General features: G+C 31.9%; 16 protein-coding genes. 8 read left to right on the forward strand and 8 right to left on the reverse strand.

Going from position 1 to position 26,381, the window contains the following annotated elements; all coding sequences use genetic code 11:
* Nucleotides 1-15: 15 nt before the first annotated feature.
* From D3P13_RS05000 to D3P13_RS05015, 4 genes are all read right to left on the reverse strand, one after another.
* Entirely contained in the window at nucleotides 16-2,685 is a 2,670-nt protein-coding gene (locus tag D3P13_RS05000; RefSeq protein ID WP_232829131.1) for a TonB-dependent receptor, read from the reverse strand.
* 76 nt (nucleotides 2,686-2,761) lie between these two features.
* Nucleotides 2,762-3,538, reverse strand: a complete 777-nt coding sequence (locus D3P13_RS05005) for a GLPGLI family protein (RefSeq protein WP_117880170.1) — start codon at nucleotides 3,536-3,538, stop codon at nucleotides 2,762-2,764.
* A gap of 204 nt (nucleotides 3,539-3,742) precedes the next feature.
* On the reverse strand, nucleotides 3,743-5,467 hold the full coding sequence (locus D3P13_RS05010; RefSeq protein WP_117880171.1) for a porin family protein: 1,725 nt from the start codon (nucleotides 5,465-5,467) through the stop codon (nucleotides 3,743-3,745).
* A 160-nt stretch (nucleotides 5,468-5,627) separates the two neighbouring features.
* Complete coding sequence (locus D3P13_RS05015; RefSeq protein ID WP_117880272.1) at nucleotides 5,628-8,651, reverse strand: tetratricopeptide repeat protein; 3,024 nt, start codon at nucleotides 8,649-8,651, stop codon at nucleotides 5,628-5,630.
* Nucleotides 8,652-8,941: 290 nt separating this feature from the next.
* Between D3P13_RS05015 and D3P13_RS05020 the strand changes: the two genes are divergently transcribed.
* Nucleotides 8,942-9,619, forward strand: coding sequence for a cell division ATP-binding protein FtsE (locus D3P13_RS05020; RefSeq protein WP_117880172.1), 678 nt, complete (start codon nucleotides 8,942-8,944; stop codon nucleotides 9,617-9,619).
* Here D3P13_RS05020 and D3P13_RS05025 read toward each other — a convergent pair.
* On the reverse strand, nucleotides 9,616-10,734 hold the full coding sequence (locus tag D3P13_RS05025; RefSeq protein ID WP_117880173.1) for a hypothetical protein: 1,119 nt from the start codon (nucleotides 10,732-10,734) through the stop codon (nucleotides 9,616-9,618). The genes D3P13_RS05020 and D3P13_RS05025 overlap by 4 nt on opposite strands.
* A 92-nt stretch (nucleotides 10,735-10,826) precedes the next feature.
* On the opposite strand from D3P13_RS05025, the gene D3P13_RS05030 reads away from it, so the two are divergent.
* A complete protein-coding gene (locus D3P13_RS05030; RefSeq protein WP_232829132.1) occupies nucleotides 10,827-11,645 on the forward strand; it encodes a 2OG-Fe(II) oxygenase in 819 nt (272 codons plus the stop codon).
* Between the two features lie 3 nt (nucleotides 11,646-11,648).
* On the opposite strand, the gene D3P13_RS05035 is transcribed toward D3P13_RS05030, so the two are convergent.
* The 3 genes from D3P13_RS05035 to D3P13_RS05045 form a co-directional block, all read right to left on the reverse strand.
* On the reverse strand, nucleotides 11,649-12,761 hold the full coding sequence (locus D3P13_RS05035; RefSeq protein ID WP_117880175.1) for a glycosyltransferase: 1,113 nt from the start codon (nucleotides 12,759-12,761) through the stop codon (nucleotides 11,649-11,651).
* Between the two features lie 129 nt (nucleotides 12,762-12,890).
* Nucleotides 12,891-13,418: a hypothetical protein gene (locus D3P13_RS05040; RefSeq protein WP_117880176.1), complete on the reverse strand. Its 528-nt coding sequence runs from the start codon at nucleotides 13,416-13,418 to the stop codon at nucleotides 12,891-12,893.
* 98 nt (nucleotides 13,419-13,516) lie between these two features.
* Complete coding sequence (locus D3P13_RS05045) at nucleotides 13,517-14,272, reverse strand: DeoR/GlpR family DNA-binding transcription regulator (RefSeq protein WP_117880177.1); 756 nt, start codon at nucleotides 14,270-14,272, stop codon at nucleotides 13,517-13,519.
* Nucleotides 14,273-14,461: 189 nt separating this feature from the next.
* On the opposite strand from D3P13_RS05045, the gene D3P13_RS05050 reads away from it, so the two are divergent.
* The 6 genes from D3P13_RS05050 to D3P13_RS05075 all read left to right on the forward strand — a co-directional run bounded on the left by D3P13_RS05050 (nucleotide 14,462) and on the right by D3P13_RS05075 (nucleotide 26,285).
* Nucleotides 14,462-16,036 (forward strand): glycerol-3-phosphate dehydrogenase/oxidase, encoded by a 1,575-nt coding sequence (locus D3P13_RS05050; RefSeq protein WP_117880178.1) that lies wholly within the window; start codon nucleotides 14,462-14,464, stop codon nucleotides 16,034-16,036.
* A gap of 53 nt (nucleotides 16,037-16,089) precedes the next feature.
* Entirely contained in the window at nucleotides 16,090-17,604 is a 1,515-nt protein-coding gene (glpK, locus tag D3P13_RS05055; RefSeq protein WP_117880179.1) for a glycerol kinase GlpK, read from the forward strand.
* Nucleotide 17,605: 1 nt separating this feature from the next.
* Entirely contained in the window at nucleotides 17,606-18,343 is a 738-nt protein-coding gene (locus D3P13_RS05060; RefSeq protein ID WP_117880180.1) for an MIP/aquaporin family protein, read from the forward strand.
* 120 nt (nucleotides 18,344-18,463) lie between these two features.
* Nucleotides 18,464-21,262: a ligand-binding sensor domain-containing protein gene (locus tag D3P13_RS05065; RefSeq protein WP_117880181.1), complete on the forward strand. Its 2,799-nt coding sequence runs from the start codon at nucleotides 18,464-18,466 to the stop codon at nucleotides 21,260-21,262.
* Between the two features lie 298 nt (nucleotides 21,263-21,560).
* Entirely contained in the window at nucleotides 21,561-24,743 is a 3,183-nt protein-coding gene (locus D3P13_RS05070; protein ID WP_117880182.1) for a SusC/RagA family TonB-linked outer membrane protein, read from the forward strand.
* Nucleotides 24,744-24,755: 12 nt separating this feature from the next.
* Nucleotides 24,756-26,285: a SusD/RagB family nutrient-binding outer membrane lipoprotein gene (locus D3P13_RS05075; RefSeq protein WP_117880183.1), complete on the forward strand. Its 1,530-nt coding sequence runs from the start codon at nucleotides 24,756-24,758 to the stop codon at nucleotides 26,283-26,285.
* Nucleotides 26,286-26,381: the final 96 nt, after the last annotated feature.

Genomic DNA, 26,381 nt, shown 5'->3' on the forward strand with positions numbered 1-26,381 from the left:
GATTTTGAGAATTAATTACAAATTATAGGTTAAACTCAACACTAAATAACGTGGCTGTATAAAATATTGGCTACTGGAAGTGTAAAATTCATTTGTTCTATCCTGATTAATTGATTTTGTATTAAAAATATTTGTAGCACTAATTTTATATTCCCATTGACTATCCTTCTTTTGGTAAGCTAAGTTCGCGTTTAAAAAACTATACGAATTTAAATGTTGAGTTTGATTTTTGTAGTTATAATATGAATAATCTAGTTTAAAAATAAAAGCTTTTAAAAAATTAGCATCGAAGTTCATGAAAAGTCGATCTGTATTAAATTTAGAATTACTATCACCTTGATTGTACTCATTTATAATGAGATTATATCCTATCTCAATGTTTGGTTTATTCTTGTTATGACTAGTGCTTAATGCAAAATTATAAGATTGAGTAATGGCTTCATTAAGCGTAACTACCTCTTCAAAAACCTGATTATATTTACTATATGAAATTGAACTACCTATTTCAGCCTTCAATTCCCAAAAATATCTAGCCATTTGTAAGTTAACACTTAAATTTTCATCTGAAAAATTTGAATTAAAAGGAGAGGACAACTGCAACACACCATCTGGATTAATCTTATTGCGAAATGCATTTATGGCTTTATTATAATTAATTGAAGTGAAAAGTGACATATATTGACCTGATTTGAATAAATTTCGATCAACATAATAACTTAAGTTTAAATCGTGTGATAAGGAATTTTCCAAATCACGATTTCCTCTAAATAATGAATTGTAATTATTTAAAACTAACCCTTCCGCTAATTTGTTTACATCAGTAAACCTTGTTTGAATTTTATAATTGAAGTAAATTGATTCCGAGTTGTTGAACTTTACAATAGTATTAAAATTGGGTAAAAATTGAAAAAAATTATGTCTTGAGGAGTTTTCAAATTGCGTATTTTTAGAAACATAATTGTGTAACGTAAAACCTGGACTTATTGTGAAAATCCCTGTTTTTAATCGATAACGTAGTCCTAAATAGATATCATTAAAACGATAAGAAACATCATTTTTTATTGGTGCTTCTGCATCGGTTAAATTATTAACAGTACCGTTATCTAGAATTTGAAATATTTCTGAATTAAATTGCTGCTTACTTAACAAGGTACCCAATGTGAAATTTAGATTGCTTCTTTTAGTTAAAACATACCAATAATCAAGTTTAGCATCAAATTTGTTTGTTTTTACAAGATGCTTCTGATTCACATTATAGTTGGATTGAGCTTGATCTAAGCCAAGGTTGTCAGCAAACGGAAATAGACTTGTTTGAGCTAATATGGCATTGTAAAAAGGGTCTTCTTTTTGTATTAAATACTGCGATTCAAAAGCGAGAATATTTTTGTCGTTTAGCGTATAATAGTAATCTAAACCTTGTGTAATTTTATAAGGATTTTGCTTATTGGTCTCATCAATATCTTTGAGTACTGATGAGTAAAAATCTTTATAAGTGCTTTTTTTAGAAAAACTGGCAAAAGCGTTGTAATTTAATTGTTCCTTACTATCGGGTTTATAAACTGAACTTAATTTAAACAAGCCTAACTTACTTTTTTGACGTTTATCATTCGTTGTAGTTTCATCTTCTATTTGGTTTGCATTAGTTTCTGTTTGTGTAAACTGTCTTAAACTTTTTTCAATGGTTTGGGTTATATTACTAGAAAAAATAGCAAAACCAGATAAATCCCAATTTTGGGAAGGAGAATAATTGAGGTCTGTTGCAATAAATTTACTATCAATAGACTTTGCCTGATTATTACGTAATGCTAATGAACCATAATCCGTTGATTCAACGTTAAAAAGAGTCCCGCTTTTTTGATGTACATCATTAAATCTTCCAGAAAATCGAGAAAGGTCATTTGAAGATAAAGGGGCGTCACCAATATTATTAAAATCAGTAATGATGTTGACACTTTTTTTAGGACTATAATAAAATAGTTTAGGATGAATTATATACCTTTCACTAGGGCCTCCTCCAATCATTACATCGCCAAACCAAAAATTCTTCTTGCCTTCTTTAAGCTTAATATTAATGGCTACATTTTCGCTATTGTCACGTAATTGACTTAATTGAGCGACATTGTCATGATTTTTTAGTATCTCTATCTTGTCAAGTACATTGGCTGGAATGTTTTTTGTAGCTAATTTTGTGTTACCGTCAAAAAAACGTTTCCCTTCAACCATTATAGTATTAACTACTTTTCCTTGTACTTTTATTTCTCCATCTTTGGTTACTTCAACACCTGGTAAACGTTTTAATACATCTTCAAGCTTTTTGTCACTTTCGTTTTTAAATGAATCCGCATTATAGATTAGGGTATCTCCTTTAATTTTAATGGGTATTTTATAGGTCAGTTCGACTTCATCTAAATCAGTTGAATCCTCTAAAAGATGAAAATTTCTAATTATATCAGTTGCATTCGTACTAATTTCTATTTGAATATTCTTCTTACCTATATAGCTTACGGTTATTTGGTAAGTTGTGTTTTCGGCTAAGTTAAGGCTATATTCACCCTTCGGATTGGTAATTTTAAAAGATTCAATGGTTTTTGTTTTTTGATTTACAGCAATAACATTAGCCATCTGCAATGGGCTGCCAATACTGTCGTTTACAACGCCATTTAACTTAACTTGAGAAAATAACACGTTTGATAGGCAAAAAAGGCCAAAGAAAAGATAATACTTGATTAGATGTAGTAGCATAACATCTTATAAATAGAAATTAATTTTCAAATGGAAAACCCATTTTTTCCTCAAACCCCTTTGGAGAAACTATTTTGCCTCTTAGTGGTTCTATTTTAGCAAGTTTTTCTGGATTTAGCACAATTTCAGTCGCAACAATTGTCTGGTAACCAGCCTCGTCAACTTCTAAAATTAATCCTGGCAATCCCCCATATCTATCTGGTCCATTACTAATTGGAATTTCCATAGTGTACCAAGCAATAAAATTTAAATCTTTTAGTTCTAAAACATTTTCAAAACTACCATCTTCATTCTTCACCTGTTCATTACGCTCTACACTTTGAACAAAAGAGGCTTTATAGCAAGTATATTTTCCAATTTTCTTTGTTTCGTCTATTAGTTTCCAATTATATACTTTCATAGTATCCTTTACAACTAATTGTGCACCGAAACCATCAAACTTCCACATGTAATAATTTTCTTTAAAATTTTTATAATAATCTGTAAATGGAAATTGATCAACATCTGAAGGTTTAAGGTTTAATTCTTCGATAGGTTTATAAATAGATTCCAAATTATTAAATTCTAAAATGAATGTTCTTTCAAGAAATTTTTTAGATATATCTATTCCGTCTTCAATTTTTTTACGCTCAGTAATATCTAGGTCTGGATCTTCTAATTGTTTTCTTTCTTTGGTATCATTATATATACGTTCATAAGTAATTTTTCCTTGAAAATTTTGTGCAGAAAGAATTAGCGTAGAGAATATGTATACTATTAGTGATAATCTAAGTGAGAGATTGCTAGCGTTTTTCATGGTAAGAATTTTACAAATCTAAAACTAACATTTTTTTTTCATATATAGATTAAGTTTAGTACATGTTCTTAAAATTAGTGAAGAAGATAAATGAGTTTTTACTGAAGAAGCAATAAAAAAACCCAAAATAAATAGCATTTAGCAAAAGGGAGTAAGCTAAACGGTACTCATTAAGGGTTCATTAGTATCTTCTGTTAAGTTCTTTTAAAAATCAAACTTATAGGTCAATCCACCAAAAACTTGTAAACCTTGCACATAGTAGTTAGTATATTTTTGATAATCGCTACTTAATAAATTATTTACCTTAGCAAACGCCGTAAGTTTTTCATTAAATTTATAACCTCCATTAAGGTTTAAATCTACATAATCACCTACGGTAACTCTAGTTGCTGGGTTAATTGGTGTTGAGATTTCATCTTTGCGACTACCAACATAAAATATGTTAGCACCAGCAAACCAATTATCATTATTATAATCAGCAAAGGCACTTACTTTTAACGCAGGTAAGTTCCATGCTTTATCTTCGGTTTTAGTGTCGTATTGATTGAATTCTGCATTACCACCTAATTTTAACTGTTTTGATACATCTATAGAGACTTCTGCAAAACCACTAATAGTTTTAATAGTATCATATACCACACCAAAAGAATTTCCGGCTTTATAACCATAATCAACTAAATCAGTTCCTTGGGTTTTAGAAGCATTTAACTTGTATAAAGGCTTGTCACGCTCGTTGCTATATGATGCTTTAAAGTTATATCCAATATTCGAGGCTAATTTTCCTTTTAAACCAAAGAACCCGTTATATTGCTCATCTGTACGTCTCATGGTTAAGGTAGGCGAAATAAAAGGATTCTCATCTGCAAAGCCTTTAAAGGAGTTTTGATGTAAATCTCCAGTTACACCTCCATAAAGTGTCAAAACCTCGTCTATAAGCTTGTAAGAGGCTGTAACGTTCGGATAATAATAGCCTTTACTTTCATTACCACTACCTGTACCTGAACTGTATAATAATTTTACACCAAGGTTCACGGTAAGGTCATTACGTAAAATTTCTAAACTAGGGTTAAAACCAATATTAAAAAAGGTATATTTTAAATCGTCTGTATCTTCGTAATTTCTTTCAAATTTACCTCTTAAAAATTCTAAGCGTACATCAGCATTGATATACTCTGATGCAATAGGAAATTCTATTTTTGGTTTTGCTAAAAAGTGAATTTCTGCACTCCCTTGGTCATCTGTAAAACGATTAGATTCAACAGTGCCGCCTTGAAAAAAGGAATCTTTATAATCCACTTTACCGCCTACATAAATTTCTGTATATTTTTGCTGTTCATCAATACTTTCAATAGCATTTTCACTAAAAGAAATTAGTTCAGGTAAACCATACCAGTTATATTTTTGCATTCTTGCACCCGCATTTACCTGCCAGTCAAAGTCGCGTTCTTCTTGTTTATAAAAAAGATCTAACCGTGTATCAAAATAATTATCATCTAATTCAATATTATTAATACCTCCTTTGGATGAAATAAAATTAAAAAAGGCTCCAAAGTCATTATAACGATTGCTATTTCCATGAACAAATAACTCTACACCTGGGGTAGAAAAATTACCAAATCCTGCAGAAACATAATTGTCATACACTTGTGGACTCGGATTTACCTTTAGTACTTTTGCTTTTCCTTTATTGGGAGTAAATGTAGAAGCTACAGGAATGGAAAAAATGCTATAACTAATAGGTTTTTTTATATCAATATCGTTGGTGTCAATTTGAGGTGATGATTTTATTTTAAAAGCATCAGAAACCGTTGGGGTATATGATTTTACCACATTGATAACTTCCGTGCCAATAGTATCTTTACTCCTTTCCTGAGCAAACGTTAATGATGTTACCAACAATATAATCAATGTTGAAATGTATTTTTTCATGTGTTTATTTCTATTGTTTTTTAATGGTCACATGCAGTTCGCAATTAATCAATCTTTTGTATGATAAAATATTGAACATGCTCGTGTCATGTTGTAATTAAATTTGAAATTTATATTCAAGATTTAAAATTGTTTTTGTACTTAATTTATTGATCCTATTCTAATTCTCTGGATTGACAGATTCATTAGTCTCAGCTTCTTTCTTCTTAATTTTAACAAGCTCTGATTTGGCTTCATCGGTCACATCTTTATAATCGGAAAAGTTTTTAATCACACTTTCTAAAATATAAGTAGCTTGATAAGCATCTTGTAATTCGTAAAAGTTTTTGGCCATTACAATTAGTCCTTTGGCTCCAAAATATTTATAAGCGGAATAATCTGCCACTAAAGTCTGAACTGTGGTATTTGACACTTTGTAATTACCTTCTTGGTGTTTAAAATAAGCATCATAATAAATCGCTTCCGCTTTTAATTCGCCTGTAGCAATTTTACCGACTTCGGTGTACGCTTCTTCAGCCTTACGTTCATCACCTGTTTTAAATGCAGAACGAGCAATAATTACTTTAGCATCAGATTTTACTCTATTTTCTAATTTTGGTCTCAATAATACTTTTTCAGCATACGCTACGGCTGCATCGTAATTTTCTTGTTCGTAATATCCTTTCATCAAATTACTTTGAGCAAAAGTGATGTTTTGAGGAAAATCAGCTTGCTCTTCCAAACGTTTTAAAATCGGCATTGCCTTCGTCCAATTATTAGCTTCTAAATAAGCTTGAGATAACCTTGATAAAGCTTGTTCAGTAAACTCATTACGTTCTTGATCTGTTACATAATTATAATAGGGTATAGAGGTTGTTTGTTGTTTTTCATTAAATAGAGCCTCTGCTAGATAGAAATTAGCGTTTAAAGCGTGTCCACCACTTGGAAATTCTTTTAGATAGCTTTTAAATGCTGAAATTGCTTTTTTACGATTGTTTAAGAGGTATTGTTTTTCAGCCGATTCGTACATGTCATTATCCAAATCAGAATCTGTTACGGTTACAAAATCTAGATCTTTAACCCAAGAAGCATATTCATCAACACGGCCTAGATCTACATAGATTTGTCTTGCATTGGCAACCGCTTGTTTGGCTTCTCCAGTACTAGGAAATTCCTTAACCACACGTCTATATTTATCTAAGGCTTCATTATCTCTTTCTATATTATAATAGATTAATCCTTGTTTTAATAAGGCTTTAGGTACGTAAGAGCTTCTTTTATATTCATTGAGTAAATTGTTGTACGCAGTTAAGGCAGATTCATTATCATCAGCAACAATATATGAATTACCTAATTCATAATAGGCGTCATCACGTAGGGTAGATTTAGGATACGCTTTTAAAAAGGCCTTAAAATCGTCAATTTTAGCATTGTTTTTACGGATAAACCCATAACTCATCGCTCTTTGAAAATGAGCATAATCCCTGTCAATACCTTTTTTGTTTATAACGTTGTTGTAAGCCGTTATGGCTTTATTGTAATTACTAGAAACATAAAACGCATCACCTAAACGTAAATAGGCATCGTTAAGTTTGTTTTCGTCATCAGGATTTGTATCAATAAAAGACTGAAATTCATCACCAGCACGGTTATAATCTTTTAATTTAAAGTAAGAATACGCAATATTATAATCAATAAATTCATTTTCTGGAAGGCCAGAAGCGTCCATTTTTTGAAATTTTTGAAAACCAGCTAATGCGTCTTTATAATTATTTGACAAATAATTAGTTTCTGCTTTCCAGAAAATGGCTTTTGCCGTCGTTGAAGTATTTCTAGGACTATCAATAGCAAGGTCAAAATAAGTCAATGCATCATCATAATCTCCATCATTAAATAATTGAATTCCTCTATATAAGGCTACTTTTTGATATAAATCTTTATGATGTGCTTCGTTTTTACCTTTTAAAGCAACTAATGCACCAGCATAATCTTTAGAAGAAATGTAAGCACTAATAAGTAATTCGCCAATTTCGTCTTTCGCGGTAGATTTTGGATACAGGTCTAAATATTCTTGCAACACATCAGGTACACTTTTATAAGGATTACCAATTTCATAACTCAGTTTAGCATAATTTAACCAAGCATCTTTTTTAATATCCTCATTAAATTCCATTTGCGAGGCATTTCTAAAGGCATTTAGAGCTTCCGTTTTAAGATCTGTTTTCAAATAACACTCTGCTAAATGGTAATATGCATTTTGAGATACCGAATTTTCGCCACCAATAATTTTATTAAAATTCGCTATAGCATTTTCATAATCGTTTTGTTTGTAATAGGCATAACCTAATAAATAATAATCTGTATTGTTCCATTTACGACGTTTCCCTTTGTAATTTTTTAGATGCGGTATGGCTTCAGCATATTTATTAAGGTTAAAATAACTTTCACCAATAATTTTTGAAATTTCTGATCGCTCGTTTACATCCGCTTTTTTAAGAAATGGTTCTGCAACATCAATAGCTTCTTGAAACTGTCCTGTTTTAAATTTGATATTTGCCATGTAGTATGGTACATCATCACCTAATTCTTTGTCATTAGCAACTTCGCCTAAATAACGATCAGCGTTGTCATAATCATCATCTTGATAAGCGATAAATCCGTAGTAATATTTCGCTTGAGAGCCATATTCTTGAGAAGTCAATAATTTTTGAAAAATACCTTTTGCTTGTTCATAGCTTTTCACTGCAAATAGACCATAAGCATATTTAAAATTAAAATCTTCTTCTTGCTTTATAGACAGGTTACGCGTTTCTACACGTTTGTACCATTTTAGGGCATAAGGATAGTTGGCATTTTTAAAATAATAATCGCCAACCTCTAAAAATGCCGTATTTTGTTTAGTACTTGTAGGAAAACGCTCTACAAATTTTAGCATCATTTTGTCGCCATCGCGTTCGCCAATTTGAATGGCACTGAATGCTTCATAATAAGCACAATTGGCTTTATATTCAGAAATATCGTCAAAATCAGATTTTAAAGAATTAAATTGGTGCTTGGCAGCAACAAAATCTCTGTTATTATATAAGTCAACAGCATGATTGTAGGCCGTTAAATTGTGCGTATAAATTTCTGTTTTTTGAGCAAAGCTAGAAGCTGAGCAAATAAAAACTATGGTGGCGAGAAGCCAATTTTGGCAATGCTTCATTGTGGTGAATTGTTTAAAAAATAATTCGTAATAAATATCAAAAATAACACACTCTAAGTTAAACAACGTGCAAATTATTCTAAATTGTATAATTGTTAATTAATATAACATTTTGTTAACTAAATGTGTTAAAATTCATTATCAAATGGCAAAAATTGAGCCAAAATGATCTTAGTTAAATCATAAATATATTTTCTAATCGTTATTTTAGGGACTTTGGTAAAATCACTTCACACCTTAAACATTCAATTTTATTCCCTAAATTTGTCAGGCAAAATAATTACAAATCCATGTCCGAGCAAAAACCGGTATTACATTTAAAGAATGCCTTTATTTTTCAACAAGAAAATTTAATATTATCTGATATTAGTTTAGATATTTATAGAGGTGATTTTATGTATTTAATTGGAAAAACGGGGAGTGGTAAAAGTAGTTTGATGAAAACCTTATATGGCGACTTACCCTTAACACAAGGTGAGGGAGATATTGTAGATTTTGATTTGATAAAATTAAAAGAAAAGGAGATACCTTTCCTTAGAAGAAAATTGGGTGTTGTATTTCAAGATTTTAGGCTACTTAATGATAGAAATGTACATGATAATTTACTTTTTGTATTGAAAGCTACGGGTTGGAAAGATTCTTCTAAATGCAAATCTAAAATTGATGAGGTTTTAGAAAAAGTAGGGATGAGAACCAAAGGTTTTAAAATGCCTTTTCAACTTTCTGGTGGTGAGCAACAACGTGTGGCAATTGCTAGAGCGTTATTAAATGATCCTGAATTGATTTTAGCTGATGAGCCAACGGGTAATTTAGATCCGAAAACCTCTTTGGAGGTAATGAGCGTTCTGGAGGAAATTAATAAAGAAGGCAAAACCATATTGATGGCAACTCACGATTATGCCCTTATTTTAAAATATCCTCATAAAACCATTAAATGTGATGGTGAAAAGGTTTTTGAAGTGGTTTAGGAAATTAAATCAATTATTTTTTGAGCATTTTCCTTGGTGTTAAATCCTTTTAAATGATTTGATTTCTTACGTTTTTCGAACTCTTTTATTGAAAAACGCTCACCCATCAATTGATTCGTTTTTTCTATAAATTGTTGCTTTGTATTGGCAATTTCACATAAGTCTTGAAGTCCTGTACCTTCTACCATATCACTATTTACTAAACAAAATCTACCATTATAAAGTGCGTTGATTAATTTTAGTTTAATACCTGTTTTTTGAAAGGTTGGTAGTACATTAATATGAGCCTTTTCTAATAAGAGATCGAGGTGGCCTCCATCTTTAATAACAACAAATTTCATGTTGCTATGTAAGTCAATTTTTTTAGAAATATCCTTGTTGATAAAACTACTTGCAAAGATTATAGGATAATTAATTTCTTTAAAAGCCGCTATTAAAAAAAGTGCAGATTTTATGTTATCGGCTATTCTTAAGTCACCATAATACAATATGTAATCACCTTTCTCTGATAAATGTTTTATATTATTATTCTTATGAAATGCAGGAATATAGACAGCTTTGTCAACATATTTTTTGTGAAAATATTCATGTTCTAAAGGAGAAATCGTTAAAATTGAATTTGTTTTATTTGCTATTTTTTCAAAGTATAAAAATTTTATAGCTTCAAGTTTAAAGAAAATCTTTTTAAATATGTTTTTCTCACTTTTTGCTAATCCATTTAAATACTCATGCTCTATATTATGGGCTCTTACAAGTGTTATTCTATTAGCAAAAGTATTTTTCAGTAATGGAACAGTAGTATGTAAACCTTCAAATAATATTGGGGCATTACTATTTTTCAAATTTTCAAGCAGTACATTATTATATCTAGATTTCGCTCTGAATGGGATTGTTGAAAAAACGCTACTTATAACAGTATTACGTTTATAATAATAGATATGTTTACAATACTTTTTTAAATTTTCAGGCCTACCTCTGCCAAACTCAAATACGTGTAAATAAATATCAACATTTAATTCGCTTAATGCCTTTATTTTGTAGAAAACATCTATTACGCCACCGTAATTTGGTGGGAAAGGAACATCAAAGGAAACTATATGTAAGGATTGCTTCATTAACATGTATTCATAAAAGTAAATAACCTTACGAAGGTATTGTTTTTAATATATTTTCAATACCTTTAAATTATAATTAATTTATGCTTTTTGTGGAATATAGAAGAGAGACAATCGCAACACTATTATTAAAAAGACTTACAGAACAAAAAGTAGATTTAAAAAGGCAGTTTATTGATTCTAAGCCATTAATTGGTCATTTTGTACTCGATAACCTTTTACCTAATGACCTCACAAAAGAGGTTTATGAAAAATTTCCATCTACAAAAGAGGTAATACAAAAAAAGAATATAAGAGAATCTAAATATATAGCGTATCAAATGAACGCCTACGATTCGTTGTTGGAAGAAACTATTTATGCTTTTCAAGACAAAAGAGTAGTAAATATAATTAAAGAGATATGTGATTTAGATTCTATTTTACCAGACGAGAATCTATATGCAGGTGGGCTTTCAATGATGGGTAAAGAGAATTTTTTAAACCCTCACTTGGACAATTCTCATGATGCGGATTTAAAAAATTGGAGAGTATTAAATTTATTATTTTATGTTACTCCAGATTGGAAAAAATCATCAGGAGGTAGTTTAGAATTATGGCCAAAGGGAGTAAAAGCACCTTCAATTGAGATAACGAGTAAATTTAATAGACTTGTGGTTATGTCTACACATAAAAACTCATGGCATTCTGTAAATAAGGTTACGACAGAGGGAGTTAGGTGTTGTGTTTCAAATTATTATTTTTCTGAGAATCCAATTCATAATTCTGATAAGTTTCATATAACTACATTCAGAGGGAGGTCAAATCAGAAATTGATTGATATTTTATTAAGATTAGACAATCAATTAAGAAAAGGGGTTCGTAAACTTTTTAAAAAAGGAATTAGGGAGAACCCTCATAAATATAAAAAGTAACTTCTATTTCAAGTTTTTAAAAACTTCAACTAACTTTGATTGTTCACTTTCCCAGGTGTATTTTTCAGATGCTTTTTTTAAGTTTTGCTTATAGGTTGCATACTCCTTAGTATTCGCAGCTATCTGTTTTATTTTTTCTGCTAATTTTTTGGGCTCAACATCATCAATTACCCAACCAATATTGTTTTCTCTAACTAAATCGGCCACTTCTTTTCTATTAGAAACTAATAGAGGTGTTTCTGCTTGTATATAATCAAATACTTTATTAGGAAGGCTGAATTCGTAGTTGAGGTTGGTAGCTTTGTCTAATGATAGACCTAAATCAGCTATTTTGGTATATTCCATCAATTCGAGATAAGGTAATTTACCTTTGATGACTACCTTTTCTTGTAATTGTAAGGATTTAGTTAATCTTTTTAAATCTTCAAAAACATCTCCACTACCAATTATATAAAGAATAGTATTTTCTAAATACGTCATCATTTTTACAGCTTCTTCAGCACCTCTATCGATATTGATACCAGATCCCTGTAAAATGAGCATTTTTTTATCTCCCTTTATTTTATTTGCTAATGAAAAATCGACAGATTTATGTTGCAATTTAGGGGCAATATTTCTGATAATATTTACATCAACATCGTATTTATTGGAATAAATATCAGCAATACTTTGATTTACAGTATATACATTTTTAAGTTTAGGAAAAATGAACTTTTCAATGATTAGCCATGCTTTTTGAATACGTGGCCTATCAATTAATTCGCCTATTTCTGTAAAAAGTTCGTGGCTATCATATACTAGTTTTTTACCAAGTAGTTTGCTAATTAAAAAGTTGGGGAGTAAAGTGTCTAAATCATTAGAAAGAAGAACATCTTTTTTTAGAAACAGGAGTTTAAAAAATAAACGCATGTTATATTCTCCATAAAACCACACCTTCTTTTTAAAAATCAGGTTCATTCTAATGGTTCGGTAATTCCTAGTGAGAGGTAAGCTATTAGGTAATTTTCTTCCGATAAGAATAACATCATACTTCATCTGAACCAAGGTTGAACAAACTTTATGTACACGTTGGTCTGTAACCAAATCATTGGTAACTGAAACAATAATTCTTTGCAACTGGACTGTTTTAAAGCGAAGGTAAATAAAAATCCCGTTCTTAACTTCTTAAAAACGGGAAATTGCTATGAAAAGTAGTGACAAGTCACTGTTAACTATGTCGTTGTATTTTAATAAACCTTACAAAAATTATTGTGCCGGTTTAAATTTGTAGCTGTCTTGGTTAATACCAGTCCCGCTAACATATTCGTTATTGATGTATTTTCCACCAATATTTACACTTTCTTTATTGTAAAAATTAGCGATACCATGTTTTAAGTTGTTTTGCCAAGTACCTTCATATAAAGTGCCGTTAGTATAGTAGTATAATCCATAACCACTTCGAATACCAAAACTATAGTTTCCTTTATATTTAGAGCCGTCGTGCCAAACATAAACGCCTAATCCGTGTCTTTTGTCTTGCATCCATTGGCCTTCATAAACATCTCCATTGGTCCAAGTATATTTACCTTCACCTTCACGAAGTCCAGATTTCCAATATCCTTCATAAACACCAGTTTGATACTGCATGGTGCCCTTTCCGTTTTTACAATTTCCAGAAATACATTCTTCAATTATAACTTTACTTTCTTGCTTTTCTTCAGTGCCTTTAGCATCATCTGCTTGAGCTAATATGTATAAAGGTGATAATAAGAATAGGAATATTAACTTTTTCATAAAATAATAGATTAAAAATATGTACTATAACGTTAAGTATTAAAATATAGTATAATAAGTAAATATAGTCTGTTTAAAAATAGGAGATTATTACTTTTTTAACCAACAATTGAAACAACAATACCTCTTTCTTCTAAATTTTTAACTAGGGATGTCGATATACCTCTATCAGTAATAATTTGATCTACTTGTTCAATTCCGCAGATTTTAGCAAAACTTTTTTTACCAAATTTAGAAGAGTCTGCTAGTACAATCGTCTTTTGTGCAGAGATCAACATTTTTTTATTAAGCTGTGCTTCTTCTAAACTTGTGGTTGATAGACCATAATCTAAATCAATGCCGTCAACACCTAAAAACAACTTACTACAAGATACATTCTCTAATATTTGTGCAGCATAACTACCAATTACTGACGCTGAGCTGTGTCTAACATAGCCCCCTAATTGTAATATTTCTATATTTTTATGTTTGATTAAATGAAGTACAACATGCAATGAAGAGGTTATTGCCGTTAATTTATTTTTTGGAGTAATGAATTTTGCCAACGCCTGAACCGTGGTTCCTGAAGCAATCATTATAGAATCATTTTCATCAATTAATTTTGCCGCAGCTTGTGCAATTCCATTTTTTTCTTCAACCGAAATTTTTTCTTTTTCATTCACTTCTTTTTCGTTGATATAAGGGTTTTCTAAAGATGCACCACCATGTGTTCTAAATAAAAGCCCTTTTGCCTCTAAAAGTGTCAAGTCTTTTCGAATGGTTACAGCCGATACATTTAATTGTTTACACAGATCTAACACTTCTATATATTTTACTTTGTTTAGAATGTCTAAAATAATTTGATGTCTATTCATATTTAAATCTCTTATTGATATACCAACCTTAATATATCTGCAAATGTAACTAAAATGAAAGAAAACGAAAAGTATAGAAGAGACTATTTGATGAATATGAAGAATAATATGAAAATATTTATTTCGTTTTGTTTCGTTTTGTTGCAAAAATTGTATATTTGGAATTCAAAACGAAAAATTTAAAAGAATATAGCGGTGAGTTTATATCAAAGAGAAACATTAATTAAGCAATTACAAACAAACAAAAAATGGGATGTAATTATTATTGGAGGAGGAGCAACAGGTTTAGGAATTGCCTTAGACAGTGTCACTCGGGGTTATAAAACGCTTTTGTTAGAGCAAATTGATTTTGCAAAAGGCACATCGAGTCGGAGTACGAAACTGGTTCATGGAGGTGTGCGTTATTTGGCTCAAGGAAATATAGATCTAGTTAGAGAGGCTTTATATGAAAGAGGTCTTATGCTAAAAAATGCTTCACATTTGGTCAGTAACCAATCTTTTATAATTCCAAATTATAATTTATGGGATAGATTAAAGTATACGGTAGGTTTAAAATTATATGATTTTTTAGCAGGTAAATTAAGTTTTGGTAAATCTGTTGGCATTAGTAAAAAGAAAACGACATTAAGGTTAACCACGATAAAACCGGACAAATTAAAAGGTGGAGTTGTTTATCACGATGGGCAATTTGATGATTCTAGATTAGCTATTAATATTGCTCAAACTAGTATTGAAAAAGGAGCCACAATACTAAATTATTGTAAGGTAACTGGTTTGTTGAAAGATGATGAAGGTATTGTAAATGGAGTTATTGCACATGATATTGAAACGGATAAATCCTACAAATTAAATGGAAGAGTTGTTATAAATGCAACTGGAGTTTTTACGGATGAAGTTTTACAAATGGATGATAACAAGGCAAAAAATATTGTCCGCCCTAGTCAGGGAATCCACTTGGTTTTAGAGAAGTCTTTTTTACCAGGAAATGATGCTATTATGATTCCGAAAACAGATGATGGTAGAGTCTTATTTTTGGTGCCTTGGCATGATAAAGTTGTAGTAGGCACAACAGACACATTGTTAGATAGCCATAGTCTAGAACCAAAACCACTGGAGAAAGAAGTAGATTTTATTATAGATACCGCAAATAGGTATTTGAATAAAAAAGTAAGTAAAAAAGATGTATTGAGCATTTTTGCAGGGTTAAGACCTTTAGCGGCTCCAAAAGATAATTCCGAAAAGACCAAAGAAATATCTAGAAGTCATAAGATTATAGTTTCAAGTTCAGAATTAATAACCATTACTGGAGGCAAGTGGACTACCTATAGAAGAATGGCACAAGACACGGTAAACAAAGCCATTAGTCTTGGTAAATTACCCAATGAAACTTGTAAAACAAAGGATCAACTTATACATGGAGCTTTAGAAAATGTGGACAGATCTAATCACTTATACATTTATGGTACAGATCAGGTTCATATTGAGCAACTAATTAAAAACGAACCTGAATTAGGTGAAAAATTGCATCCAAAACTAAGCTTTACTAAAGCAGAAGTGGTTTGGGCTGTAAGAAATGAAATGGCAAGAACTATAGAAGATGTGCTGGCTAGACGTGTACGAATGTTGTTTTTAGATGCTAGGGCTGCAATTAGTTCGGCACCATTGGTTGCAGAAATATTAGCAAAAGAATTAGGAAAAGATAAGGTTTGGGAGCGTCAACAAATAGATGATTTTACAACCACTGCGAAACAATACGTATTATAACTCAAAATAATTTTTAACATACAAACTACACTAACTAATTAAATTCACTAATTATGGGAAAATACATACTGGCCTTAGATCAAGGGACAACAAGCTCCAGAGCTATTGTTTTTGATAAGAAAGGAAATATAATCTCAATTGCTCAAAAAGAATTTACACAATATTTTCCAAAACCTGGATGGGTAGAACATGATCCAACTGAAATATGGTCAACCCAGGCGGGCGTTGCTACCGAAGCCATTGCTAAAAAAGGATTAAATATAGAAAACATTGCTGCTATTGGGATCACTAACCAGCGTGAAACGGTTGTGGTTTGGGATAAGAATACAGGTCAACCCGTTTATAATGCAATTGTTTGGCAAGATAAACGTACTTCAGATTATTGTGATGAATTAAAGCTTCAGGGTAAATCTGAAATGATACGAGAAAAAACAGGATTGGTTATTGATTCTTATTTTTCGGGTACGAAAGTAAAATGGATTTTAGATAATGTTGATGGAGCAAGAAAAAAGGCCGAAGATGGTGATTTGATTATGGGTACCATAGACACCTGGTTAATTTGGAATTTTACCAAAGGTAATCAGCATGTTACAGATGTGACCAATGCGTCAAGAACATTGTTGTTTAATATAAATACGATGGATTGGGATGATGAGTTACTAGAATTGTTGAGCATACCTAAAAGCATGCTACCTGAGGTAAAACAGTCGAGTGAGGTTTATGGACACACACAATCTACTTTTTATAACTCAAAAATTCCAATTGCAGGAATTGCTGGAGATCAACAAGCGGCTTTGTTTGGTCAAATGTGTACGAAGCCAGGCATGGTTAAGAATACGTATGGCACAGGATGTTTCATGTTAATGAATATTGGTGAAAAACCTATTGTTTCCAAAAATAATTTACTTACAACAGTTGCGTGGAAAATCAATGGAAAAACAACATATGCATTTGAAGGAAGTGTTTTTATTGCTGGTGCTGTTGTACAATGGTTACGAGATGGTTTAAAGATAATTCGTATGTCTGCTGATGTAGAAAATTTGGCAAGCTCTGTTGAGAGTTCAGAAGGGGTTTATTTTGTTCCTGCATTTGCTGGGCTAGGAGCTCCGCATTGGAATCAGCATGCTCAGGGTACAATTTTCGGATTAACAAGAGGAAGTACAGATGCTCATGTTGCACGAGCCGCATTAGAATCTATAGCCTATCAAACCATGGACATTTTAAAAGCGATGGAAGCCGATTCGGGTATTACGATTCAGGAATTGCGTGTAGATGGTGGAGCAACAGTGAACAATATGTTAATGCAATTTCAAGCTGACGTTCTAAATACAATAACCGTTCGTCCAAAAGTGGTGGAAACAACAGCGATGGGAGCTGCTTTCTTGGCAGGCTTGGCAGTTGGGTATTGGGAAAGTCCTGATGAAATTCAAGAAATTTGGCAAACAGATATGCATTTTAAACCTACTGAAGATAGAAAACAAATTAAGGAAGAAATAAAAGGTTGGTATAGGGCTATTGATGCATTAGAGTATTGGACAAGAAATAATTCAGAAACAAAAAATAATTAACATGACGCCATTTGTAGCAGAAATTATCGGAACTTTTTTCCTTATTCTTTTAGGAGGAGGGGTAGTAGCTAATGTTGTTTTAGAAAAAACCAAATCAAATGACCAAGGTTGGATGGTGATTACAACCGCCTGGGGTTTGGCTGTTTTTGTAGGTGTTGTAGTGGCAGGTCCATACAGTGGGGCTCATTTGAATCCGGCGGTAAGTATTGGATTGGCTGTTGCAGGAAAATTTGAATGGAATTTGATTCCACTTTACGCTTTAGGTCAGTTTATCGGTGCTATGTTAGGTGCTGTAGGTGTTTGGTTAATTTATAAAGATCATTTTGACGTTACGGAAGATGGAGAGGCTAAGCGAGCTATTTTTTGTACGGCTCCAGCGATTAGGAATCCTAAATCAAATATTATTTCGGAAATCATAGGCACTTTTGTATTGGTATTCGTAGTACTTTATTTTACCAATGCATCATTAACAGAAACAGAAACTCCAATCGGTCTAGGTTCTCTTGGAGCATTACCTGTTGCCTTTTTAGTTTGGGTTATTGGTTTGTCACTTGGTGGCACTACAGGTTATGCAATAAACCCAGCACGTGATTTGGGGCCTAGAATTATACACGCTATTTTACCAATTAAAAATAAGGCTTCTAATGATTGGGGTTATGCATGGATTCCTGTTGTCGGACCTATAATTGGTGCCTCATTAGCAGGTTTACTGATGTTGGTGTTATCATCAAGCTTATAGTTGTTAGTGGGTTTCTCTACTGTTTAGAATAAATGCTAATCTTCTGTTTAAGGATATCGGACTTTCTTTTTTATCTTTACACAAAATGTCTAAAAAGAAACGACAGTTCAAACACTAAACATGAAAGTCATACAACTACTTTTATTGTTATTATTACCATTGACATTTTTTGGTCAAGAAACGCCTCCTATATTAAAATTTTCATCAAACACATACCAAGCAGAAAATCAAAATTGGGCAGTTACGCAAAATGCTGAAAATTTTATTTTTGTTGCTAATAACGAAGGTTTATTAGAGTACAATGGTGCAAAATGGATGCTTTATCCATCACCAAATAATACTATAATGCGGTCAATATTAGCTGTAAAAGAAAAAATATTTACAGGGGCTTATATGGAGTTCGGGTTTTGGAAAAGAAATGACGAAGGATTATTAATTTACACTTCATTGTCCGACAAAATAAAGTCTGAATTAATAGAGGATGAAAATATCTGGAATATTAAGGCTTTTGATAATTGGGTAATTTTTCAATCTTATGACCGATTGTATTTTTACAATGTAGAGAATAATGAACTCAATTACTTTACAGATAAGGGTAATTTCTATCGCATTTTTGAAATAAATAACACTATTTATATTTTTAAAAATAATGGAAATTTATACAAACTCGAAATAGGTAAGGAGGTATTGATTGCACATATTCCAGATAGCTATAAGGTCAAATTTGTTTTAAATATTTTTGAAAGTGATAATGAAGATCTCATTTTAGTAACCCGAAATAAGGGTTTTTTTAAAATTGATAAAGAAGTTGTTACCAAATGGTCTATTTCGGGTGATCATATTTTTGATGAATTTCAAATTTACAGTGGAGTTCAACTCTTGGATAAAACCTATATGTTAGGAACAATTTCTGCTGGAATTATTCATTTATCTCAAGATGGTGAATTAATTAACACTATTAATCAGTCTAATGGTCTTAGTAACAATACAATTTTAAACTTGTTTGAAGATGCTTCAGGTAACGTGTGGTCTGCCTTAGATAACGGAATAGATTGTTTAAATATGCAATCTTATATTCGAGAATATAATGATAATGGGGGTACGGTTGGTACAACCTACAGTTCAATTATACATAATGGGAAATTGTATGTAGGTACCAATCAAGGCTTATTTTATAAGTCAACTTTGGTTAATGAACCCTTAAAACTAGTAGAAGGAACAAAAGGACAGGTTTGGTCGCTTTTTGTGTATGAAAATGAGTTGCTTTGTGGTCATACATCAGGCACTTTTCTTATTAAAAACAATACGTCGCAACAAATATCTGATATTCCTGGTACTTGGAATTTTAGGGAGTTTCCAAATCATCCAGAACTATTATTACAAGGCCATTATTCGGGTATGAGTATACTCGAAAGAAAGAATAATAAATGGGTCTTAAAGAATAAGATTAAGGGATTTGAAAACTCAGCTCGTTTTTTCGAAATTTTGGGTAATTCAGAAATATGGATTAATCATGAATACAAAGGAGTTTATAAATTATGGTTAAACAATAATTACACTGCTTTTGAAAAAGTAATTCTTTTTTCTGATGTGCCGAAGGGCAAAGGCTCAAGTATTTTAAAATATGATGACGACTTGTTGTATAGCTATCAAGAAGGTGTTTTTAAGTTAACTGGTTCGGGAGAAAATTTTGTAAAAGATACGGCACTGAGTAAGTTAATAGTTAAAGACGAGTATATTTCTGGTAAACTGGTTAAGGATAGTAAACAGCGGTTGTGGTCGTTTAATAAATCGAGTATTAATTATGCTGAAAAGGGGCCAATTCCTGGTAAAATTGAAATAAAATCAATTCCCATTCAGAACTATTGGAGAAATACTACGGTTAGCTTTGAAAACATTACGCACTTAAAAGATAATTTATATATTATTGGAAAAACAAATGGGTATATTTTAGTTGATTTGGATAAATATAATAAAACACCTCATAAAATATTTCTAAATGATATTATTGTTAAGGCGAAGGATAGTGTTTTTAATGTTTTAGTGAATGAAAATGGTCATTTTAACTATAATGAAAATGTTTTACAATTCAATTTTAGTACACCAAGATATAATAAATATGAATTTGTAAATTATCAATACAAATTAGATAATTACCAAGCGGACTGGAGTAATTGGACAGCATCACCAAACGTAATCTTTGATAAATTACCATTTGGTAGTTATACCTTCACGGTTAGATCCAAAGTAGGTAATCAAGTTTCAGATAATACTGTTAATTATACTTTTGAAATAGCAAGACCCACATATTTATCAAATTTTGCAATTGGAGGGTATCTTTTATTGATACTGATTTCTGGATTTATAACGCACCGCTTGTATAAAAGACATTATAAAAAACAGCACTTAGAACTTATCGAACAAAATCAACGTCAGATAGAAGTTAATAGAATAAGTAATGAACAAGAGGTAATAAAGCTGAGAAATGAAAAATTAAATCAAGAAATAGAGAGTAAAAACAGAGAATTAGCCATTTCAACAATGAGTATTGTTAAAAGAAATGAAGTATTACGAAAGGTAAAGAAAGAGTTGAAAAGTAACATTGGCTTGTCTAAGGATGATGATGTATTTAAATTGATTGATAAAAACTTAGAAAACACCAAAGATTGGAATTTATTTAAGGATGCTTTTAATAGTGCTGATAAAGATTTTCTTAAAAGAGCAAAAAGCTTGTACCTTGATTTAACACACAATGATTTAAAATTTTGTGCTTATTTAAGATTAAATTTATCTTCAAAAGAGATTGCTCCTTTGCTAAATATTTCAGTAAAAAGTGTTGAGGTTAGGCGATATCGATTGCGAAAGAAAATGAAACTAAAACATGAAATTAACCTCACAGATCATATTTTGGATATTTAGGGTCTTTTAAAAGACCTATTTTAACCATACTTTGCCACTACATTTCTATTTTAATTGTCTTTTTTAAATTTTACGCAAAATATTCATTATTCGTTATTTGATAGTGGTATAAGTGATTATTTGATAAAATTTGATATCATTTTTTGAGTATTTCTATTGTATGTTTTTTGTATGGGTAATTTTTGGGTAAACTTTAATACTTAACTTATATTTAACAAACACTTAATATTAGGTTCATTTCGGTTCATTGGTATGTTCATAATATTGAAAACTTAAATAAAATAAACTCAAATTACTTATGATGTTAAAATTAATTAGAAAAAGGACAAACCTAGCCTTGCTCATGTTAGCTTTTGTAATAAGCGGCTTTACTGCATTGCAGGCTCAAAAAACAGTAATAGGTACTGTGCTAGACGAAACAGGAACTCCGTTGCCAGGTGCTTCGGTGATTGTAAAAGGAACAAGTAACGGTACATCTACCGATTTTGACGGAAAATTTTCGTTAAATGTGGCTGATGATGCTCAAACATTGCTTATTTCCTTTATTGGTTATCTAACCAAAGAGGTGGCTGTAACTGACGAAACACTTTCTGTATCGTTACAGTCTGATGTAAACGCCTTAGATGAGGTAGTGGTTACAGCATTAGGTATAAAAAGGGAAGAAAAAGCCCTTGGGTACGCTGTTCAAACAATTGATGGTGAAGATTTGCAAAAAGTCTCTGGAGTTGACGTGGCGACTTCCCTTACTGGTAAAGTAGCAGGGTTATTAGTTAATAACTCCACAGATTTTAATGTAGCTCCTGAGCTTCTCATTAGAGGTGAAGAACCTTTATTGGTAATTGACGGAATTGCCTATGAAAATAAAACCCTTAGCGATATTTCTTCTGAAGATGTGGAATCAATGAGTGTCTTAAAAGGTGCTACGGCTTCTGCTCTATATGGTTTTCGTGGTGCGAATGGTGCTATTTTAATTACAACGAAAAGTGGTAGTTCCGGTGATGAAGGATTTACGGTTGATTTGACCACAAACACCATGTTTGCTGCAGGCTATTTGGCAATTCCAGAAAAACAAGGTGTCTATGGTCGTGGTACTAACAATACCTATAATTTAAACGCGGATCAATCTTGGGGTACCGCAATGGACGGATCCATTCAAAATCAATGGGATCCTATTGCAAAAGAATTTAGGGATTTTGAATATCTCCCAATAGGAACAAACAATTTTGAAAACTTTTTAGAACAAGGTTATATTACCAACAATAATATCAGTTTGGCATATAAAAAAGAGAATGTTTCTTTGAGAAGTTCGGTCAATTGGATAGAACAAAAAGGGCAATACCCTAATGCTAAATTAGATAAATATACCTATAGTTTTGGTGGGGATATTAATTTGGATAAATTTCAATTGAATTCAAACTTATCGTATTCAAAAAGTGAGTCACCAAATAAAGGTTCTAACGGTTATACTTCTTATGACCCTATGTACTCTTTATTAATATGGAGTCCTTCAGATTGGGATGTACTCGACTATAAAGATAATTATTGGCTTGAACCAGGCGTGCAGCAAAATAATCATTATGGATATGATTATGATGCGGACAGATATAGAGGAAAAAATCAAAACAACCCATATTTTGACAGGTATGAAAAAACAAATGAAGTATCACGAGATATTTTTAATGCAGACCTTTCTATGAGTTATGAAATTACCGATTGGTTAAAGGCTACAGTTCGTTCTGGATTGGATTTTTATGTTGACCGAGGACAGTTAAGAGTTTCTCAGGGTTCATATACCTCTACGGGTAATACTGCCATTCCTGGCAACCTTTATACATGGAATGGTACCAGAACAGGAGCTTATGTAACAGGCAAAACACAAGGCTTTAGTATCAATAACGATTTATTGTTAACAGGTAATAAAAAATTTGTAAATGATAAATTTGAGGTAGATTATCTTGTAGGTGGTACCATATTTTACAAACGGAATGACAACTTAAATGCTCAAACAATAGGTGGTATTTCCATTCCCGGATTTTTCTCACTAAATGCTTCGGTAGAACCTGCAGCTGTTGGAGAAAGTACACAAACCCAACAAGTAAATTCAGCATTCGGACGTTTGGCTTTATCATGGAACAAATTAATTTATGTAGAAGCCACAGGACGTAATGACTGGAATACTGCATTAGCAGGTCCAGATGTGCCGGATTCAAAAAGGTCTTATTTCTACCCTTCATTTTCTGGTAGTTTTGTTGTATCTGAATTGTTGCCTGAATCAACTAAAGATTGGTTAGATTTATTTAAAATAAGGAGTTCATGGACGCAATCAAAAACACCAGCAGGTATTTATGATATTAATAGCGTTTTCTCTATTACTCCAGGCACATGGAATGATTTAAATGGGGCAAGTGCTGCTAGCAGTTTGTATGATTTACAAACTATCCGCCCACAAAGTGCTGATACCTATGAATTTGGATTTCAAGCCATGTTCTTAAAAAAACGTTTGACCGTAGATCTAACTTACTACAATAAACATCAGTACGATTATTTAAAATATGCCAATATATCTGATGCATCTGGTTATGCCACAAAGTATATTAATACTGATGAAGAAATAGACCGCAAAGGTTGGGAAGTAGCACTTACTGCCAACCCAATAAGGACAGAAGATTTAGAATGGGATCTAGGGTTTAACTGGTCAACGTATAAGCGTGTATATGCAAAGCTTGACGAAACGTATTCTACAGTACAGCCTTGGGTGAAGGTAGGAGAACGAGTAGATCATTATGTAGGTAGGGAGTTTATGACAGATCCTGCCACAGGGCAATATGTATATAGTAATGGTAGAATCCAAAAAGATCCCTTTAGTTCGGTATTCGGATATTCTGATCCTGATTGGATATGGGGTGTGAATTCTACTTTACGTTATAAAGATTTTAGTTTATTTGTATCTTTTGATGGTGTAGTAGGTGGTTTGGCAAGTACTAGAACTGAAAGTTATATGTGGCAGTCTGGTGGACATCCTGATTCTGTTACCCCAGAAAGAGCAGCAGACGTGGCTAATCCTGGTTCTACAAACTATATTGGTGATGGTGTTATGGTTGTATCTGGTGAGGTTAGTTATGATACTGATAATAATATTATATCAGACACACGTGTTTTTGCAACAAATGATGTAGCAACTACCTATGTACGAGCTGTAAAAGATTTACATGGAAGTAGTGCATGGGGAGGTACTGGAACATCTGCTGACGCTTTCGCAAGAACATACTTTAAATTACGTGAAATATCTTTAACGTATAACGTACCTACTAAATTTTTAAGTAGTTGGGGACCTATTAAAAGGGCATCCATAAGTTTTGTAGGACAAAATGTACTGTTATCAGCTAAAGATTTTAAATATTCTGACCCCGATAACCGTAATGAAGACTTTGCTGATCCATCTGTTAGGTATCTTGGAGGTAATATTAGATTCACATTTTAATTAAAAAGAACGATGAAAAATTTAAAATATATTTTTATAGCAATCATTTCTTCAATCATTGTGTTTTCTTGTAGCAATTTTGAAGATCTAAATACTGATCCTGATAGTTCAACTACTGTTTCATCAGAAATGTTGGCTACGCAGGTATTGAAAGATACATACAGGTTCTGGAATCCAAATCCAAATGATTTTATTTCTGGAAACCTATTTAACAAACACATCGCTGTACTTGAAACGGATGCAAATGCAAACCAATATTATTATTCGTTTTATCCATTTGGAAGTTTTGGGGCCTATACAAGATTAACAGACCTTCAAAGAATGGTAGAATTTGCTGAGGGAAGTCCAACTCAATCGTCTTATAGAGGATTAGCTAAGTTTATGAAAGCAATTTATGGGCTTTCTTCAACCTTAGATATGGGAGATGTTCCTTATTCTGAAGCAGGTATGGCCGAAGAAGGAAATGTTACCCCAATATATGACAAGCAAGCTGATGTTTTTGTATCAATCTTAAATGACCTTCAAGAAGCGGAAGCTTATTTTGCGGAAGGAAATAATTTTGATGGTGATTTTATGTTTGATGGTGATGCTTCGAAATGGCAAAAATTATGTAATGCTATGCAGTTAAAAGTACTGCAAACCATAAGTAAACAGATTACTGATGCACAAAAAGCACGTTTTGCAGCTATTGTAAATACCGGTAATTTAATGGAAGGCAACGGTGACAACCTTAAATTGGTTTATAGTGAAAATCCGAACGCTACGCATCCATTTTTTAATGGAGAAAATAGAAGGATTACAACTGCTATTTCAAAATTGGCTGTTGATGCATTAAAAACAATGAAAGACAGAAGGTTGTTCTATTTTGCAAATCCAGCACAAGCTTTGATAGATGATGGTCTATCCGAATCTGATTTTGAAGCCTATGAAGGTGCTTTGACCTCAGAAGCTTCAGAAGTATTGGCCCTTAACAATGATAATGGCGAGTACTCGTTACTAAACGATCGGTATGTTATTTATATGGATGGAGAGCCAATGTTAAGATTCACTTATGCAGAACAATGTTTTATTATTGCTGAGGCAATTGAAGAAGGTTGGGTAACAGGAGATGCACAAGAATACTATGAAAATGGTGTCAAAGCAATGCTCAAATATTACATGGATTTACCATACACGGCTGACCATGTTCATGGAATGGCTATTGATCAAAATTATATTGATAATTATTTTACGGATGACGCTTCTTATGCAGTTGGTGGAACAAAAGAAGATCGTTTAAAACAAATATTGACCCAAAGATGGTTGATAGATTTCTTTCAAGGTAATGGAGGTAATTATGCTCAATTCTTACGTACAGGCTTACCAGAATATCCTTTGGACCCTTCTACCAGTTTAAATCCTGATGATACTTCTGTTTATCCTAAACGTTGGAAATATCCAGAATCAGAACAAACCACGAATCCTGAAAATTATCAAAAAGCTATTGATGAACAATACGCAGGTTTTGATGGAATTAATCAAGTTCCTTGGTACTTACAGTAACATAAAATGTTTTAAGTTTCATATTATATTATTTGAGTTAGTTAGTTTATTGAATCTAGGGGCAGCTAGTCTGCCCTTAGATTTTTTCTTAATTTT

The organism is Aureibaculum luteum (assembly GCF_003449015.1).
Lineage (GTDB): Bacteria > Bacteroidota > Bacteroidia > Flavobacteriales > Flavobacteriaceae > Aureibaculum > Aureibaculum luteum.

Bases quoted from the DNA above. Each gene is read 5' to 3' on its own strand.
- D3P13_RS05015 (WP_117880272.1), bottom strand. From the start codon at position 8,651: ATGAAGCATTGCCAAAATTGGCTTCTCGCCACCATAGTTTTTATTTGC.
- D3P13_RS05010 (WP_117880171.1), bottom strand. From the start codon at position 5,467: ATGAAAAAATACATTTCAACATTGATTATATTGTTGGTAACATCATTA.
- D3P13_RS05040 (WP_117880176.1), bottom strand. From the start codon at position 13,418: ATGAAAAAGTTAATATTCCTATTCTTATTATCACCTTTATACATATTA.
- D3P13_RS05065 (WP_117880181.1), top strand. From the start codon at position 18,464: ATGAAAGTCATACAACTACTTTTATTGTTATTATTACCATTGACATTT.
- glpK (WP_117880179.1), top strand. From the start codon at position 16,090: ATGGGAAAATACATACTGGCCTTAGATCAAGGGACAACAAGCTCCAGA.
- D3P13_RS05020 (WP_117880172.1), top strand. From the start codon at position 8,942: ATGTCCGAGCAAAAACCGGTATTACATTTAAAGAATGCCTTTATTTTT.
- D3P13_RS05060 (WP_117880180.1), top strand. From the start codon at position 17,606: ATGACGCCATTTGTAGCAGAAATTATCGGAACTTTTTTCCTTATTCTT.
- D3P13_RS05025 (WP_117880173.1), bottom strand. From the start codon at position 10,734: ATGAAGCAATCCTTACATATAGTTTCCTTTGATGTTCCTTTCCCACCA.
- D3P13_RS05045 (WP_117880177.1), bottom strand. From the start codon at position 14,272: ATGAATAGACATCAAATTATTTTAGACATTCTAAACAAAGTAAAATAT.
- D3P13_RS05075 (WP_117880183.1), top strand. From the start codon at position 24,756: ATGAAAAATTTAAAATATATTTTTATAGCAATCATTTCTTCAATCATT.
- D3P13_RS05005 (WP_117880170.1), bottom strand. From the start codon at position 3,538: ATGAAAAACGCTAGCAATCTCTCACTTAGATTATCACTAATAGTATAC.
- D3P13_RS05070 (WP_117880182.1), top strand. From the start codon at position 21,561: ATGATGTTAAAATTAATTAGAAAAAGGACAAACCTAGCCTTGCTCATG.